The organism is Paenibacillus sp. sgz302164 (assembly GCF_056120505.1).
This window is the reverse complement of the sequence record NZ_JBVYOL010000039.1, coordinates 19,717-35,379: the sequence shown is the minus strand read 5'-3', so window position 1 is coordinate 35,379 and position 15,663 is coordinate 19,717. Positions and strand designations below refer to the sequence as shown.

Here is a 15,663-nt window from a genome sequence, read left to right as displayed (position 1 = left end):
TTACCCGGACTGCCGTTTCGAATAGTAGCGGACACCCAAATAATGCGCGCCCGTAAACAAGGTCAACAAACCGAAAAACACCAGAAATCCCATGTCCTCCTTGCGAAAAAACAATTGGATCAAAAAAAGCGCCAAAGAAATTTCCGTCCAAAGCAGCGTTCTTTTTTTCAGCATCGTCAGATCGGCCTTCGTGCGGCTCATTTTCCGGAAATTCATCAAGGTCAGAACAGCCAGAACGATGATGCCGACTGCGATGGCCAAAATATAGCTCATATTCCCTGTCATGCCAATCCCCCCATCTTGCTTCTATATGCCGGCTGTTCGAACGTCCATCCGCAGCATAATCCGTAGGAAAGCGCCGCGTTGAACGCATCTCCCGCGCCCGTAGTATCGACAACGTCAACCGCCGGCGCGGGAAGCGTGACCAGCTTGCCGTCCTGCACAAACGAGCAGCCTGCTTTTCCGCGTGTCAGGCATACCCGATGCCCGTGCTTGCGTTCCCAGGCAAGCAGCTGCCCGGCGAGCTCCTCTTCATTAATATGCTCAATGGAGTGCCCGGACAACTGCTCGAACTCCGTTTCGTTAGGCGTCAAAACATCGATCGATTGAAGCAGCGAATCGGAAAGCTCCCGGGCCGGCGCAGGATTCAATTTGACCGGAATCCGCCGGGCACATACCGGATGTACTGTCCGGTAATCGTCTCTCCGATACGCGGCATCCGCTCGGCGCTGACGACCATATCCATATTAAAGCTGCCGACCACAACGATTGTAGGTTGTTTCAAAACGTTTCGCTCCCCCTTGCAAACTCGCATGCCGGCAGCCCATCTGCCCGCATAAACCTACACGCCCGGTCCGAGTGCACAATCTGCCTGGCTGCACACGAAGAAAACCTGCAAAAGTGCAGTTTTTGCTCGATGGATACAGCAAGCCGCGACATATTCCTGCAATTGTACAGGCTTTTCGCCACGATCATGGGCTAAGACTCATTTTCGCGGAAAATTCCTGCACAATCGCAGGCTTTTCCGTCAAACGGGCCGCAGCCTTAGCAAAAACCTGCACTTTCGCAGGCTTTTCTGCTTTCCAAGGCCACTTTGCCCCTACACTTCAACCGATGCAGGGAAGACACTTCGCAAATGCTGCACCGGAAATTAGGGCGCCCCTCCGGCTGCCCTAACAACATTGGATACACTCCTAGTGCCTATTATATCCGAGCTGCCCGGTTTGTGGCTACACGACAAAGCAAAAAGGGATTCTCTTTCCTGCGGAGAATATGTTTTAAGATGAAGTTCAAAAGGAGAAGAACAACATGAACAAGGTCATTTTCAAGCAGCTGGAAGAGGAAGATATTCCGGTTCTAATGGATATTTATAATTATTACGCGATAAATACGACGGTATCTTTCCATACGGAGCCCGTGACATTGGACGAGTTTACGGAATCCGTCGTTTTTGCCAGCGAGCGGTATCGGACTTACGTGATCGTTCAGGATGGCAGCAGGCAGGGCTATGTGCAAGTGACGCAGCATAAGAAAAAACAAGCTTATGATTCCACCGGCGAAGTGACGATTTATTTGCATCACCAATGTGTCGGCAAAGGCGTGGGCAGCGCCGCGCTTCAGTTTATTGAGCAAGTGGCCGCGCAAAACGGCTTCCATTCGCTTGTGGCCACGATTTGCACGGAGAACGCCCGCAGCATCCGCTCATTTGCAAAGCACGGTTACTCGCAGTGCGCGCATTTTAAAGAAGTGGGCTTCAAATGGGGCAAATTCCTCGATATCGTAACTTATCAAAAAATAATCGGCTGAATTCACGAAGCGAGCCGGTTCCAGTTCAAGCCGCCGTTCAAGGAGCGCCACAGCCCGTTCGTGCTCATAATCCAGCAGCGGTCGGTTTGCACAGCCGTCATATACACATTTTTCGGAGCAGGATCGAACGACGCGGGAAAATAGTGCTGTACCCACGTTTGCCCCTCGTCCGTCGTACGCAGCAAAGACCATCCTTGCGTTCCCGAGCCGGATTGGTTGCGTAGAAGCAGCCATCCGGTCTGTGCGTCCGAAAACGTGATAGCCGCCGGCTCCTGATCTCCCCTCAGCTTCCCCGTTTCGATCCAGTTTTCCCCGTCGTTGGTATGGTACAGTACCGTAGCCTTTGCTTTTTTAGTCGCCGCGGCGTACCATCCATTCGTCGGCGATACGAAGGTGAACACCCCGCGCCCGTCTTTGGGCAGCTGCTGAATGCCCGACAACGTCCAGGTCAGCCCCCCGTCCTGCGACCGCAAAAGCTGAAACCCCTTGGCTCCATTAACGGCAATCAATCCGTTCTGCCTGTCAAAAAACCGAAAAAACGGCTTTTCGATCGCGCTGCCAAGCTCCTGCACATTTCCTGCAATCACTTCCCAAGTCTCGCCCCCGTCTGAAGTCAGCAGCAATTCATTAGTTCCCGAACTGCCGGTGCTTGCCAGCACCCAGCCTGTTTTTTTATTCAAAAAAGACATCCCGTAAACGGCCGTTTCCCGATGAAAAGTATATTTGGCCGTCCACGTTTCTCCCCCGTTATCGGTCTGCATAAACACGTAGGCGTCACCGTCGCGCATCATTCCAAAACCATTAAGGCTATCCGCAAATACGATACTGTCCGCAGGTTTCATTTGGGAGCGGAGATCAGACGATGATTGACCTTGTACGGAAAGTGCGGGCCCCGGTGCGGCAAAAGACGGTTCTGCTGAAACTGGCTCTGCCGAAATCGCCTTCGCAGCTGCCGAGCTGGAAGGTTCGTAGACGGAACAACCTGCGCTTACAAGAAAAAGCAGGAAAAAAATGATACTTTTCATGTACAGAACAGCCATGTTTTTCAACCTCCCATTTCGCCAAAGAAGCTGCTTGGCTTGGCTTGGTACTTGTAAAGACGAAGCGTCCGGCGAAATGGTTCACCGCAGGAGCCGGCTCCGGCCCTTGCATATGGCGCATGGGGCATATTGCATGGGATAAGATGCGGCGTCGCAACAAACTCTAAAGGGGATTAATCACTCTGGAGGGATTGCCATGACCAAGCCGCTGCAGTCGACTGCCATTGCTTGCCTGCTGATACTGCTCGCGACAGGCTGCGGAGCGTCGAAAAACAAAACGTATCATGGCGAGAGCTACCCGCACGAAACTTACGGCCTGAACGAAAACAACCTTTTTAACGCCAGCCAGGGAGCGGGCGATTATGCCAAGCCTTCTCCGGCTGCGGCGGGATCGGCAGCGCCAAGCATGTTTCCTGCTGCTTCGCCTCTACCCGCTTCACCGCAAGCGCAGCCGGGTTCATCGGCCGTACCGACTCCGACTCCGATCCCGGCGCCGACGAAAACACCCAAACCGAAAAAGACTTCGCCAAAAACCGAAGCCGCGAAAAAGCCTGCGGTTCCCGTCCACCAAACCGAGTCGAAAGCAAAAAGCATGGCAAGAAGACTTTCTTTGTCCGAACTTATCGTCAAGTATCCGAATACGTTCAAAATTCGCGGTTCCGCTAATGAAAAGAAAGCAGCTCTGACGTTCGATGACGGCCCGGATACCCGGTTTACCCCGCAGGTGCTGGATGCGCTGAAAGAAAAACATGTCAAAGCAACCTTTTTTCTGGTCGGTTCCAAGGCCAAGGCCCACCCTGACATCGTTCGGCGCATCGTCAGAGAAGGGCATATTATCGGCAATCACTCCTACAACCACGCCTATTCGCCCAAGCTGTCCGTAGACGGCTTTCAAAGCCAGATCGAAACGACGGAGCGTGTTTTGCGAAGTCTAACCGGGTATACCCCCAAGCTGATCCGCCCTCCTTATGGCGCCATCAATGAAGAACAGGTCAAGTGGGTTGCCGATCACCAGTACCTAATCGTCAACTGGAACGTCGATTCTTTGGACTGGAAATCTTTAACAACCAATCAGGTGCTTAACAACATTATGCGCCAAATGAAGCCGGGCTCCATCATCCTGCAGCATTCCGGAGGAGCTGACAGCCAAAATTTAAACGGAACCGTCCAGGCGATCGGCCCGATGATCAGCAAGCTCAAAGCGGACGGCTATACCTTTGTGACTGTGCCCGAGCTGCTGCACGTTTCCAAAAGCAAATAAAAAGCCGGGGTGCATCGCTAAAGTGCACACCCGGCTTATTGCTTTAATCCAGCTCGGCCAGTCTCGATTTGATGCTGCGAATTTGCCGCAGCTGTTCGTCAGCAGCCTCGGGACTTCCCGCTTCCTCTCCAATCAGACGCGTTAAAGCCAGTTCCAGCCGCCTCCGTTCATTGTCGCGCTCAAGCAATTCCGGAGAACGTTCGCGTTCGTTCCGCGACTCCATGTATTCGTCGTAAGTGCCGGCGAACGAGACCGGGGGCGACTCCGGGCCAAACCAAAGCAGCTTCGTCGCCAATTTGCGGATCAGGTAGCGGTCGTGCGAAACGAAAACCATAGTGCCTGGAAAATTGAGCAGCGCCTGCTCAATCCGCTCCCGCGTGTCGATATCCAAATAATTCGTCGGTTCGTCAAGCACCAGAAGATTCGCCCCGCTGAAGTACAATTTCAAAAATGCGGCGCGGCATCGCTCCCCCATGCTCAGATCGCCGATTTTTTTGCGGGCGTCTTCGCCGGAAAACAGGAAGCATCCGAGAATAGTCCGGGCTTGCGTCTGGGTCATCGCAGGCAATGCCAGCAGACTGTCCAGCAAAGTGGCCTGATCGTCCAAATTGTCGAGCTCCTGCGAAAAATAGCCGAGAACCGTTCGCGGGTGCTGGTACACGCGGCCAGCCGCAGGCTCAAGCTGCTGCATGAGCAGCTTGAGCAGCGTCGATTTGCCGGCGCCGTTAGGACCGAGCACGGCCAGTCTGTCGCCTCTGTCGACGCTAAGGCTGAGCCCCGCGAACAGCTCGCGTCCGCCATAGCCGAACGCGGCCTGCTCCAGCCGCACGAGCGTGTGCGAAGCAAACTCGCCTGCGCCGAGCTTCAGCTTCAGCTGCGGCGCTTCGCGCGGCTTCTCGACCCGCTCCGCCTCCAGGCGCTCCAGATCCTTCATCTTCGCGTTCATCCGCGCGGCATGCGCGCCGGCCCGCGCCTGGAAATACCCGCGCTGTATCGGCACCTCGGCCACCCGGGCGTTTTTCTCGCCCTGATGAAACCACTGCCGATACGTGCGGATGCTTTCCTCCAGCTGCTCCCGCAGCTGCTGCTGCTTGCGGTAGAGCACCTCCTGCGTGCGGTGCTCCAGCTCTTTTTGGCGGGTGTAGTCGGAATACCCGCCATTGTATCTTTTGCAGCCTGTAGGCGAAAGCTCATACAGGCCGGTTGCCGTGCGATCGATGAAATAGCGATCGTGCGAGACGAAGACGACGGTGCCGGGATAAGCACGAAGCCATGCTTCGAGCCCATCGAGCGACTCCGCGTCGAGATGGTTGGTCGGCTCGTCGAGCAGCAGCAGCTGCGGCTCGCGCACCAGCAGACGCGCCAGCTGCGCGCGCGTCTTTTGCCCGCCGCTCAGCCGGCCGAGCGGCATCGTCCACAGCTCGCGCCCGAGCCCGAGCTGCTGCAGCTTTCGCTCCACTTGGGTTTCCCAGTGGTAGCCGTCCAACTGCGCGTATCGCTCTGCCGCCTCCTGGTACTCGGCGAGCAAACGCTCCATGGCGCCAGCGGGCGCGTCCTTCATTCGCTCTTCGAGCTCATTCAGCTCGCGCTTCGCTGCGAAGTAGGCCGGGCTGCCCGACTCGGCGTAGGCCAGCAGCGGCATCGCCTCGTCAGCCTCGGCAAGCTGCTCCATCCAGCCCCACTCTTCTACGCCCAGCCTGCGTTCGACTTTCCCCCGATCCGGCTGCACGGTCCCGGCCAGTATGCGGAGCAGCGTCGTTTTGCCAAAGCCGTTGCGCCCGTATATCGCAATCCGTTCTCCCGCGTAAATGTCCAGCTCGACGTGTTCAAAAACAGGCTTCCCGGCAAATTCCTTCGTAACATCTTTAGCTTTTATAAGCAAAGTCATCGACTCGCCGCCTCCTTAAATTCAAATACAAAAAAACCGCAGGCAGCCGCCGCGGTCAGAAAGAACGAATGTTTCATTGCATATGAAAAAGAAGCGCAGTCGCCCCTTTAGACATACGAATCCCATTCGCTCTACTGTACTACGCAGAGTCTGCCGTTTTCATCGAACGATCGATTAGCAGAAAATGAATGGGGGATCATTAATTCATCGGTCTAAAGGTACCTCCGAGTTCTACAAGTTGGCTCCATTATATATTCCCGGCAAGCCAAAAAGCAAGGGAACAAATCGTTATAATCATCTTGCCCGATCTCAGTGCTCTACCGGAGCCCCTGCCGCGGCCGGTTTGCAATCCGAGCAATAGCCGAATATTTCAAAACGGTGGCTTTGCACGTCAAAATTGTCCGGCAAATCCGTCAAATGCTTCATCGGGCAAAATTCGAAAGTGACCGTCTTCTCGCAGCTGACACAAATCATATGATGGTGGTGGTGCGAAAGGCAGCTTGCTTTAAATTTGAGCCCGTCGGCCAAATGAAATTGTTCCAAAACGCCCATTTCGCTTAACAGACGCAAATTCCGATACACCGTATCGAAGCTGACGCCCGGATATTTTTGCTTCATATATTCATAAACATCTTTAGGAGACAAATAACTCCCCGATTCCGCAAACAACGTTGCCAAACTTTTGCGCTGCTCCGTTATTCTCCAGCCATGCTGAGACATAGCTTGCAGCATCTGATCCATGGTATGCGCATGTGTGCCCACTTGCATTGCTCCTCTATCAATGGAATATTAACTTCTATAGTGCCGCAAATGCCCCATTGGAGTCAAGCGAGAAACCGATTTTGCCTTCGCTGCTTCCCCCTTTTGCCGTGAAAAATCCGGTTTTTACTCCCGAGAACGGGTCATCCTTGTCTCTCCCCATTCCCGCTTTTGCAATGCTGATGCTGTCCGCATTTCTTCGCAAATACAACCGGGAAATGATGGAGTACGTAGACACCCTTATTTCGTGGTAAACCGTCCGTTTGAACGATCGGTGAGCCGCATAAAGACGCTCAGGTTCGTTACAACACAGCCACGAAGAAATAAGGACGAATAACGCTAAACCGGTTCGTTAGCGCCGGGAAACCTACGGACCATAAAGCAGACTAACCGATCGTCCTGTATGAACGTTTATTTGCGGAGCAATCTCCTCGTTACTTTTCGTAAGTATTATTATCTCAAGTGTCTCCATACGTAAATATAACATTTGAAATAAAATTTCAACAAACCGTACCGATTGCCCAGGTGCCGGGGCAGCCGGAATGAACTTTATTCATGCATAAGGAGAGAAACTAATGGGTCTGCTCTGAACAAAACGCTTTTTGTGCCGGGAGCTACCGGACAGCAGGGCGGCGCGGCAGCGGCGCATCTGCTTGCAAACGGCTGGCTAGTGCATTTTTTTACCCGCAACAAGCAAATCCGGGCTCCAAGGCCCGGATTTTGATTTTGTTTACGAAAACCCCCGTTTCGACTAGGGTTCAGGCTTATAGCTAGGAGTAGACAACCCTGAACTCGAATGATAGAGGGGAGCCGGCCTGCCAACCGCTACCACTTGCGAATCGTGGAAATCTGTTCGAAAATTCATACAGAAATTGTGCTGATTTCGTAAAATCGAAAAATAAATGTGAAAAATCGAACAGAATCGATGCCTACAGCGGTAAAGATGACTTTTGTATGCGAAAAATCATACAGAATGCGCAAAAGGGACTGTAATAGGCCGTCTCATGGCAACCAGCTGACAGCATCCACCCGACGCAGCCGATTGGATATCTAGCACGCCAGCCTGCATGTGCCGAACATCCCCATCCTGTCTGTCGCTAGGCGGACGACGAACCCAAATGATTCGCGAACCTGTTTACAGGTGAGTCGGTGAAAAAGGGCGGTAAAGAGGCCCCTTTTCAGGGGCTTACCCGTGGTAACGAGGCAGCACGCGGTTGGCAGACTTTCAGTGCGCCTTAGCGGCGCTTGCATGTAACATGCCCTTATAGGGCTGATGGATGCCACCGGCTAAGCCGGTGATTTTGATCGCGCTATTTATGTTTTTCAAACCTCGCCGGCCCGTTCAAGTTCCAGCAGTGCCGATCTTACCGCTTCTTTGGAGAAATTTTCGCCGATGAATACGGCTACGTCAGGCACTTCGCCCTTCGGCGTTATTTTGACGAAATCCATTTCCCGATAGGCAAATTGAAACATGAACCGGCTCGCCGTATCCGAGAAGCTGAGAATTCCTTTGGCGCGGTACACTTCCGCCGGCAGCTTGCTGACGAACTGCTCAAAAGCGCCGCTATCTACCGCATGCTCGAAAAAATGCGTGTACGCCATCACATGATCATGCGAATGGTGATGATGATGGTGATGGTGATGATGGCTGCCGCTATGGCCGGATTCGCCGGCGTTCATCTGCGGCTCCGGTGCCGGCTTTTCAGCACTGTCCGCTTCCATAGCTTCGAGCAGCCCCATATCGATGTGGCTGAATACCGTGTACACTTTTGCCGCATACGGGTTCCACTCGTTCACCAGCGCTTCCGCCTCCTGCAGCTCTTGCGGCGGCAAAAGGTCAGTTTTATTCAACAGCAGCATATTCGCGCACCGTATTTGCTCCTGCATGAGGCGGAACGTTTTGCCTCTGCTGGTACGGCTTAGCTGCAGCAGCTGCGGCGCGTCGACGACGGTGATGACGGCTTTCAGCTCCACCGGGAGGACCATGGACGCATCCGTAACCTCGTCCAATATTTCCATCGGATTGGCGATGCCCGTAGACTCGATGAAAATCAAGTCAGGCTTCTCCCCGGCGATGAGATCCTGAAGCGAAACGGCCAGATCGCCGCGGCTCGAGCAGCAAATACAGCCCCCTAGCAGCTCGGCCATCGGAACTTCGGCATCCATGAACTGGCCGTCCAAATTTACCTCGCCGATCTCGTTCATAACGACTGCGGGCTTGCGGCCCGATTCTTGAAAATAATGAATGGCTTGCTTCAATAATGTCGTCTTGCCGCTTCCCAGAAATCCCGACAAAACGAATACGCTGGCTCTTTTCCTTGTCATGTCAGCCGCTTCCCCCTCGGTGCATTTATGCTTGCAGCCCGTCCGGGCTCGTCTCAATAGCAAATTTATTCAGCAAAATCGGCCATTTGCCGACGAGCTGAATCAAAAATGGCAGCAGTTTCACCCACAGCAGGCTCTGCTCCCTGTTCAAAGGCTTAAGCGGCAGTTCCAGGCGGTCGTACAAAATCCGGGCTGCTTCTTCCACAAGCGAGAGCGCATGATCGGCAGGCAGTGTGCCGCTGACTTGTTCGAATTGCGGAAGGTACAGCGCGCTTACCGGTTCCGATAAATGATGGGCGGCAAAATGTTCGGATGCCATAATTTCCCCGATCCCTGCACCGATTAATCGGGCTGTTTCGGGCTCAAACGCATGAGGAATGCAATAAATTTCCAGCGCTAAAGCCGCTATATAAATTTCTTTGATCAACTCGTCTTCATTTGCTTCCGAGAGACTCGGCTCCGTCAAATAGGCGGCTATGGCCGGTCTGATGTGTTCCCAGCCGTTTTCAATGCTTTTCATAGTCAACTGCATCATGGCCGCAGCAGCCTCAACAGGCGTGATTAGTTTTTTGTCCGTTTCCTGCATGTCGTCTAGTCCTCTTTTCCTTCTTCCGGATGAAAATGGATCGTCAATTCAATGATCTCGGAGCGGCTGCCCAGCCGAACCGGCGGTCCCCATGTGCCGAATCCCGAAGATACGACGGCGTGAAGATCGCCTTTGCGCAAAAATCCCCAGTCGAGCTCGAACAAACGTCCCGTAATCCAATGATTCGGGGCTATTTGGCCCCTGTGCGTGTGGCCGGACAGCATGACGTCCGCCCCCGCGTCCGCCGCTCTATCCAGATGATACGGCTGGTGATCCATCACAATAATCGGCTCGCTCCGGTCAACGCCTTCGAACAGAGTATCGAGGGTTTTTCTTCCTTCCGGCGTATGTTCGGCGGCTTTATCTTTTCGGCCGATGACGAACAGGCGATCCGCAATGTGCACCGTCTCATCCAAAAGCACGCGAATGCCGATCTTTTCCATTTGCTCCACAAAAGCCGGAATGTGGCCGCCGATGTATTCATGATTGCCGAGCACCGCATAGACGCCCAATGGGGCCCGCAGGTGACGCATGACGCTTCCCATATCTTTGCGAATAAAAGGCTGTATGTCATCGTCGATCACATCGCCCGGCAAAAGAATCAAATCCGGCTGCAACTCGCCAACTTTGTCTACAAGCCGCTGCAGATGGCGTCTTCCGACGATCGTGCCCAGATGAATGTCCGATGCGACAGCGATGCGGAGCTGTTTCCAGTCCCCTGCTTGTTTCGAAATGACCGCTTCGTATTTGCGGACGATCGGACTTCGCGCGTTGTAGGAGCCCCACGCAAGCAAAATGGCGAAAATAAGCGCAACCAGGCTTCCGAGAAGTTTGACAATTGCATCCGGCGGAACCGAAGCTAGATAGAGCAGCCAAGCGGCCAAATCCGCGACAGGCAGCAAAATGACTCCAAACTGCATGAACGCGAACCAGTATGAACCGGTGATTTTCAACGCGTTCTTAAGCCGCTCGGGAAGCACCCGTCTGCCAACCGCGGAGATCAAATAAGATAACGCGATGATCCAAAAGCAGATCCAGTATACTACCGGGTAGTGCAGAGGACCCAATAAATGAGACAAAAAGATGTGCCCGTGCCATCCGATATAACCGTTGACAACAATAACTAACATCAATACAAGGGCAATGATTGCTGCGACGCGTGGTTTCATATAGCCGCTCTCCCGTTTTCTCCGAAGTTGCTCGTTTAATTTGTGTACTTATCCTTTCTGTACTTTTCGCCGGGCGCTCTACACAGTTCGTCGGACAGACTTCTAGAACAGCAGGTTCACTTCCTCAATGCAGGACGCATCGTCATTGCGCACATTGCCGACCCGTGTCGAAACCGGATATGCCGTCATCTCGTCCGCCGGATACGGCTTCAGCAATGGCCGCAGCACTTCCGGCTGCGTGATGCGGCGGTCCAGCCATACCGCCTCTTCTTCCGGCCGCAGAATGACAGGCATGCGATCGTGTATGTCTGCAACGAGTTCATTTGGCGTCGTAGTAACGATGGTACAGGTTGAAATGCGCTTTCCTTCCGGCGACATCCACGTGTCGTACAGCCCGGCGAAGCTAAACAGCTCCCTGCTTTTGAACAAAATGCGCATCGGCTGCTTGTTTTTGCCCGTCCCCTTCCACTCATAAAAAGAGTCTGCGGGAATGATGCAGCGCTTGCGCTGGAACGGAGTTCTGAAAGCAGGCTTGTCCGCAAGCGTCTCCGCCCGGGCGTTAAGCGTCTGGTACGCGATTTTATCGTCTTTGGCCCATTCCGGAATGAGCCCCCAGCGCAATTCGCCGAGCCTGTTCTTTTCTCCGTCATTGACGATAGCCATCACCGACTGCCCCGGCGCCACATTGTATTTGGGCAAATGATAGGAAAAAACAGGCGCATCAATATGATAGCGGAGAATAAGCTCCTCCAGCGTTATGGTGATCGTATAGCGTCCGCACATCCGGCATCCCTCCTCAGCATCCGCTTCCTCCATTATGAGAAAAACAACGGGCTGCGTCAATTCGCTCGCAAAGCTTCGGCAGGCAAAAAGACTGAAAAGCACGAAAGACGCCCCCGCGGGCTTATCCCCAAAGCGGCGCAAGCACAACATAGCCGAACATGAAAAAGCCGCCTGTCGGCAGCTGTTCTCCCATCGCTCGGCTGCAAGCCATTTATTTCTGCATGGCAATAATGATGACACAGATCGCGTTCAAAGCAATCAGCAGCGGCATGCCGATGACAAACGAGCGATGCTTCGTTTTGTGGCGCCATACGCGCATGCCGAGCCATCCGCCAATCGCCCCTCCGAGGGCGGCAAAAGCAAACAGCCGCTTTTCGGGAACCCGGCGCCCGCCTTTTTTCGCTTGGCCCTTGTCATAGCCCATTTCGATAAAAGCAATAACGTTCATAGCAATCAAAAAAACGATGAAATAGGTCAATGTCCATACCCCTTCAACCTCAAAATAGCAGCCACGCATACTACCATCTTAAGATCGAATGCAGGTATGGTCAAATGTTTCTTGTCTTACCGCTCCATCGTTTGAATGCCTTGAAACAAAGTCGCCATATACAAACTGTCGCTGCTGCAGTCGATGTCCGTCACCGGGTAACCGAGTCTAACCGAAAGAAGCGTAATCCGGTTTCTGATGTAACCGATGCGGAACAAGCCGCGATCCGAACATACATAAACTTCCGGGCCTTTGGTCACGATCGAAAACAGAAACAGGTTGGCGAAGCGGATTTGCTCGAACTTCCCCTGCTTGTTCCCGTGCAAAAGCGCCCCGTCCTCGGTAACGCCTAAAATGTGCCCTTGATAAAGACCAAGACCAGTCACGGCCTGACCAACGGAAAATTCCGCCCAGGAACCGACCAAACGATCGTAAATGGCGAGACCAAAGTCGACGGCCAAAACGACAAATTCGGGAAAAAATTGAAAGTCGTACACCATCGCATGGGAATAAGCCATCTTATGCCAGGAGGCCGACTGCTTGCTCCACAAACCGTAAGGTGTGGCCGCCCATGCTCTGCCGCCAATCTCTTTGTACTGGTAGCATCCGACAGCCAGCTCCGAATCCTGCCACAGCCCGTTGCCGTGTTCGTATTCAAAAAGCCCTTTATTCGTGCAAGCGAAAAGACGGGCGTCCTGAACGATGAGGCGGTTCACATGCGCCCCTTCCGGCAAACCGGCGCGAAGTCCTTCCCACTCGCCTTCTTTGCGCTTCATAAACACGCCCTTGCCCATCGGTGCGGCGACAAGCACATCGTCGCTAACTATTTTTATCGATGAAAAATGGAAAAGAAAATCGTGCGGCTCTTCATTATGTGAACGCTCGACCACCCAATCAACTCCTTTTATTTCAAAAGCAGACGGCGCTTTCCTTGTCATGTATCCAAAAAATTGAACCAAGCATATAATCATTTTAAATGATAATGATTCTCACTGTCAAATGAAAAAAGAGATAACCTCCCGGCTACCTCAAAATTACCTCAAAACTTGTACCTCAACGCTCGGATCCGGGCAGACATCCTCAAAGAGCTCGCTTGCTGGAGCCGGCGCATCATTAGCCGCTTCACCGACAGCGGCAGCGCGCAAAAAAACTGCAAAAGCACATCCTTTTGCCCACAGCCAGCCCTTGGCTCGACAAATTCCTGCAAATGTGCAGGTTTTTCCGCTAAAACTCAAGGTACGCGCCTCCGCGGCCGGAAATTCCTGCACTTTTGCAGGCTTTTCGCCAAAATAACCCATTTCGAAGGAAAAACCTGCACTTTCGCAGTTTTTTTCCCTGCCACGGTGCTCTCTGCCCATTTTGTTCAATTCCGCGACCTCACGAGGAGAGATGCACACCCAGAAAAAGCGGCTGTCCCTCAAATTAGGGCCTCACTGTTTTAGCCCTGGCCGCCCAGCCCCGCGCCGGAATTTCGCTACCTCAGGCCGTCATCCCCGCCGCCGGTTCAAAATCAATCCAGCACCTCGCTGTCAAACACCTGCTCGCGCTGCAAATACGCCCGCAGCGGCATGTGCGCCGCCCCTGTCCAAAAGGACGAGTCGCCAACGAGCTCCGCCGCGTCGTCGCGGGCCTGCTCCATGATCTCGAAGTCGACCATCATGTCGGCGATGCGAAAATCCGGCAGCCCGCTCTGCTTCGTGCCGAAAAAATCGCCCGGCCCGCGCAGCTCAAGGTCGCGCCGGGCAATCTCGAAGCCGTCGGACGTGTCCGTCATCGCCTTCATGCGCTCCTTGCCGACCTCCGTCTTCGGATCGGCGATGAGCACGCAGTAGGACTGGTGCTCGCCGCGGCCGACCCGCCCGCGCAGCTGGTGCAGCTGCGACAGGCCGAAGCGGTCGGCGTCGTAGACGACCATCAGCGTAGCGTTCGGCACGTCTACGCCAACCTCGATCACCGTGGTCGACACGAGCGTCTTCACGGTGCCTTCTTTAAATTCCTGCATGACCGCTTCCTTCTCCTGCGCGCTCATCCGGCCGTGCAGCAGGCCGATCCGCATCCGCGGAAAATGCTGCTGCAGTTGGATGTGGACGTCGATGGCGTTCTGCACGTCAAGCTTGTCCGACTCTTCGATGAGCGGACAAATGACGTACGCCTGCCGGCCTGCCGCGACCTCGCGGTCGATAAAGCCGAGCACACGCTCCAACATGGCGTGCTGTACCGCGTACGTCTTGATCGGCTTGCGGCCCTTCGGCAGCTCGCGCAGCGTTGAGACGTCCATATCGCCGAACGCCGTGATGGCGAGAGTGCGCGGAATCGGCGTCGCCGTCATCGTCAGCACGTCGGGGTTCATGCCCTTGCGCCGCAAAATGCTGCGCTGGTTCACCCCGAAGCGGTGCTGCTCGTCCGTTACGACGAGCCCCAGTTGGCGGAAGTAGACGTCCTCCTGGATGAGGGCATGCGTGCCTACGAGCACGTCGATCATGCCCATCTGCAGCGAGGCCAGCAAGTCGCGCCGCTGGCGGTCGGTCGAGCTCCCGGTCAGCAGCGCGACCTGCAGCCCGTAGGGCTCGAATAGCTTGTCGAGCGAGCGCTTGTGCTGCTCAGCAAGAATTTCCGTCGGCACCATCAGCGCACCCTGGTAGCCGGCCCCTGCCGTCGCGTACAGCGCGATCGCCGCGACGACGGTTTTGCCCGCGCCTACGTCGCCCTGCAGCAGGCGGTTCATGCAGTACGGCTCCTGCATATCGTGCAGGATCTCGCCCACAACCTTCTTCTGCGACTCCGTCAGCTGGAAGGGCAGAGCGCGCACGAAGGCGCGCACGGCAGGCAGGCCGACCTGCTGCCGGACCCCGTCCGCACGGCTGCGCGTGACCGCGCGGTAAGCCTGGAGCTTGAGCTGGAACAGGAACAGCTCCTCGTACACCATGCGCCGCCGCGCCTGCTTCCCTTCCTCCACGCCTCCCGGCGTGTGGATGACGGACAGCGCCTTGCCGCGCGACATAAACCCGTACCTGCCGATCAGCGACTGCGGCAGCATCTCCCCCACCATGGCGCTGTACTGCGTCAGCGCCTGCTGGACCGTTTTGCGCATCCATTTCTGCGTAATGGAGCCTGCAATCGAGTAGACCGGCTGAACGGTGCCGGTCTTGGAACCCGCTTGTCCGGGAAATTCCGAATCGGACACGCTCATCTGCCTGCGCTTGCCGTCCCACTTGCCGGTCAGGACAATGTCCTGCTGCGGCCGCAGGCGGTCCTTCAGGAAATGGCGGTTGAACCAAACCGCCGTCAGCATGAATTGGTCGACCATCACCTTGCACGACAGCCGCGACTTTCCGCCGTACCGCTGCAGCACCGGCTCGCCGATAATGGTGCCCTGCACCGTTATGCGGTCCCCGTCTTTCACACTGGATAGCTCGCGAACCGTATAATCCTCGTACCGGTACGGCACATATTCGAGCAAATCCATAACCGTAAAAATGCCCATGGAGTTCAGCTCAACCGCTTTTTGAGCGCCGACTCCATGGACTTCGCGGATTGATATCACATTCAAATCCATTTG

The 15,663-nt window shown here is 54.6% G+C and carries 17 protein-coding genes; 2 read left to right on the top strand and 15 right to left on the bottom strand.

Translation table 11 applies throughout. The annotated features are described in order from the left end of the window. Genes AC0LWT_RS35905 through AC0LWT_RS35895 form a run of 3 tightly spaced genes read right to left on the bottom strand, consistent with a single transcriptional unit; the run spans position 1 to position 784 of the window. Positions 1–285, bottom strand: a complete 285-nt coding sequence (locus AC0LWT_RS35905; RefSeq protein ID WP_474686614.1) for a hypothetical protein — start codon at positions 283–285, stop codon at positions 1–3. Further along, entirely contained in the window at positions 282–650 is a 369-nt protein-coding gene (locus AC0LWT_RS35900; protein ID WP_474686613.1) for a PfkB family carbohydrate kinase, read from the bottom strand. The genes AC0LWT_RS35905 and AC0LWT_RS35900 overlap by 4 nt, the downstream gene beginning before the upstream one ends. After that, positions 647–784, bottom strand: coding sequence for a hypothetical protein (locus AC0LWT_RS35895; RefSeq protein WP_474686612.1), 138 nt, complete (start codon positions 782–784; stop codon positions 647–649). The genes AC0LWT_RS35900 and AC0LWT_RS35895 overlap by 4 nt, the downstream gene beginning before the upstream one ends. Positions 785–1,308: 524 nt before the next feature. Here AC0LWT_RS35895 and AC0LWT_RS35890 point away from each other — a divergent pair. Next, complete coding sequence (locus AC0LWT_RS35890) at positions 1,309–1,806, top strand: GNAT family N-acetyltransferase (protein ID WP_474686611.1); 498 nt, start codon at positions 1,309–1,311, stop codon at positions 1,804–1,806. A 2-nt stretch (positions 1,807–1,808) separates the two neighbouring features. Here AC0LWT_RS35890 and AC0LWT_RS35885 read toward each other — a convergent pair whose 3' ends face one another. Beyond that, positions 1,809–2,846, bottom strand: a complete 1,038-nt coding sequence (locus AC0LWT_RS35885; protein WP_474686610.1) for a WD40/YVTN/BNR-like repeat-containing protein — start codon at positions 2,844–2,846, stop codon at positions 1,809–1,811. 196 nt (positions 2,847–3,042) lie between these two features. Between AC0LWT_RS35885 and AC0LWT_RS35880 the strand changes: the two genes are divergently transcribed. Beyond that, positions 3,043–4,107, top strand: a complete 1,065-nt coding sequence (locus tag AC0LWT_RS35880) for a polysaccharide deacetylase family protein (RefSeq protein WP_474686609.1) — start codon at positions 3,043–3,045, stop codon at positions 4,105–4,107. A 43-nt stretch (positions 4,108–4,150) separates the two neighbouring features. Here AC0LWT_RS35880 and abc-f read toward each other — a convergent pair whose 3' ends face one another. From abc-f to recG, 11 genes are all read right to left on the bottom strand, one after another. Continuing rightward, on the bottom strand, positions 4,151–5,995 hold the full coding sequence (abc-f, locus tag AC0LWT_RS35875) for a ribosomal protection-like ABC-F family protein (protein WP_474686608.1): 1,845 nt from the start codon (positions 5,993–5,995) through the stop codon (positions 4,151–4,153). 309 nt (positions 5,996–6,304) lie between these two features. Next, positions 6,305–6,763 carry a Fur family transcriptional regulator gene (locus AC0LWT_RS35870; protein WP_474686607.1) on the bottom strand — a complete coding sequence of 153 codons (459 nt, stop codon included), beginning with the start codon at positions 6,761–6,763 and terminating at the stop codon, positions 6,305–6,307. Positions 6,764–6,791: 28 nt separating this feature from the next. After that, entirely contained in the window at positions 6,792–6,992 is a 201-nt protein-coding gene (locus tag AC0LWT_RS35865) for a hypothetical protein (protein ID WP_474686606.1), read from the bottom strand. A gap of 1,085 nt (positions 6,993–8,077) precedes the next feature. Next, the gene (locus AC0LWT_RS35860; protein ID WP_474686605.1) at positions 8,078–9,079 is read right to left on the bottom strand and encodes a CobW family GTP-binding protein; all 1,002 of its coding nucleotides are present in this window, start codon (positions 9,077–9,079) and stop codon (positions 8,078–8,080) included. 25 nt (positions 9,080–9,104) lie between these two features. Continuing rightward, a complete protein-coding gene (locus AC0LWT_RS35855; protein WP_474686604.1) occupies positions 9,105–9,665 on the bottom strand; it encodes a hypothetical protein in 561 nt (186 codons plus the stop codon). Between the two features lie 5 nt (positions 9,666–9,670). Continuing rightward, the gene (locus AC0LWT_RS35850) at positions 9,671–10,834 is read right to left on the bottom strand and encodes a metallophosphoesterase (RefSeq protein ID WP_474686603.1); all 1,164 of its coding nucleotides are present in this window, start codon (positions 10,832–10,834) and stop codon (positions 9,671–9,673) included. Positions 10,835–10,936: 102 nt separating this feature from the next. Next, positions 10,937–11,617 carry an SOS response-associated peptidase gene (locus tag AC0LWT_RS35845; protein WP_474686602.1) on the bottom strand — a complete coding sequence of 227 codons (681 nt, stop codon included), beginning with the start codon at positions 11,615–11,617 and terminating at the stop codon, positions 10,937–10,939. Positions 11,618–11,828: 211 nt separating this feature from the next. Then, the gene (locus AC0LWT_RS35840; RefSeq protein ID WP_474686601.1) at positions 11,829–12,095 is read right to left on the bottom strand and encodes a DUF1294 domain-containing protein; all 267 of its coding nucleotides are present in this window, start codon (positions 12,093–12,095) and stop codon (positions 11,829–11,831) included. An 86-nt stretch (positions 12,096–12,181) separates the two neighbouring features. After that, positions 12,182–12,994: a hypothetical protein gene (locus tag AC0LWT_RS35835; RefSeq protein ID WP_474686600.1), complete on the bottom strand. Its 813-nt coding sequence runs from the start codon at positions 12,992–12,994 to the stop codon at positions 12,182–12,184. Between the two features lie 144 nt (positions 12,995–13,138). Beyond that, positions 13,139–13,471, bottom strand: coding sequence for a hypothetical protein (locus AC0LWT_RS35830; RefSeq protein ID WP_474686599.1), 333 nt, complete (start codon positions 13,469–13,471; stop codon positions 13,139–13,141). 143 nt (positions 13,472–13,614) lie between these two features. Then, positions 13,615–15,660 carry an ATP-dependent DNA helicase RecG gene (recG, locus tag AC0LWT_RS35825; protein ID WP_474686598.1) on the bottom strand — a complete coding sequence of 682 codons (2,046 nt, stop codon included), beginning with the start codon at positions 15,658–15,660 and terminating at the stop codon, positions 13,615–13,617. Between the last annotated feature and the right edge of the window lie 3 nt (positions 15,661–15,663).

Bases quoted from the DNA above. Each gene is read 5' to 3' on its own strand.
- AC0LWT_RS35905 (WP_474686614.1), bottom strand. From the start codon at position 285: ATGACAGGGAATATGAGCTATATTTTGGCCATCGCAGTCGGCATCATC.
- AC0LWT_RS35890 (WP_474686611.1), top strand. From the start codon at position 1,309: ATGAACAAGGTCATTTTCAAGCAGCTGGAAGAGGAAGATATTCCGGTT.
- AC0LWT_RS35885 (WP_474686610.1), bottom strand. From the start codon at position 2,846: ATGGCTGTTCTGTACATGAAAAGTATCATTTTTTTCCTGCTTTTTCTT.
- AC0LWT_RS35880 (WP_474686609.1), top strand. From the start codon at position 3,043: ATGACCAAGCCGCTGCAGTCGACTGCCATTGCTTGCCTGCTGATACTG.
- abc-f (WP_474686608.1), bottom strand. From the start codon at position 5,995: ATGACTTTGCTTATAAAAGCTAAAGATGTTACGAAGGAATTTGCCGGG.
- AC0LWT_RS35870 (WP_474686607.1), bottom strand. From the start codon at position 6,763: ATGCAAGTGGGCACACATGCGCATACCATGGATCAGATGCTGCAAGCT.
- AC0LWT_RS35860 (WP_474686605.1), bottom strand. From the start codon at position 9,079: ATGACAAGGAAAAGAGCCAGCGTATTCGTTTTGTCGGGATTTCTGGGA.
- AC0LWT_RS35855 (WP_474686604.1), bottom strand. From the start codon at position 9,665: ATGCAGGAAACGGACAAAAAACTAATCACGCCTGTTGAGGCTGCTGCG.
- AC0LWT_RS35850 (WP_474686603.1), bottom strand. From the start codon at position 10,834: ATGAAACCACGCGTCGCAGCAATCATTGCCCTTGTATTGATGTTAGTT.
- AC0LWT_RS35845 (WP_474686602.1), bottom strand. From the start codon at position 11,617: ATGTGCGGACGCTATACGATCACCATAACGCTGGAGGAGCTTATTCTC.
- recG (WP_474686598.1), bottom strand. From the start codon at position 15,660: ATGGATTTGAATGTGATATCAATCCGCGAAGTCCATGGAGTCGGCGCT.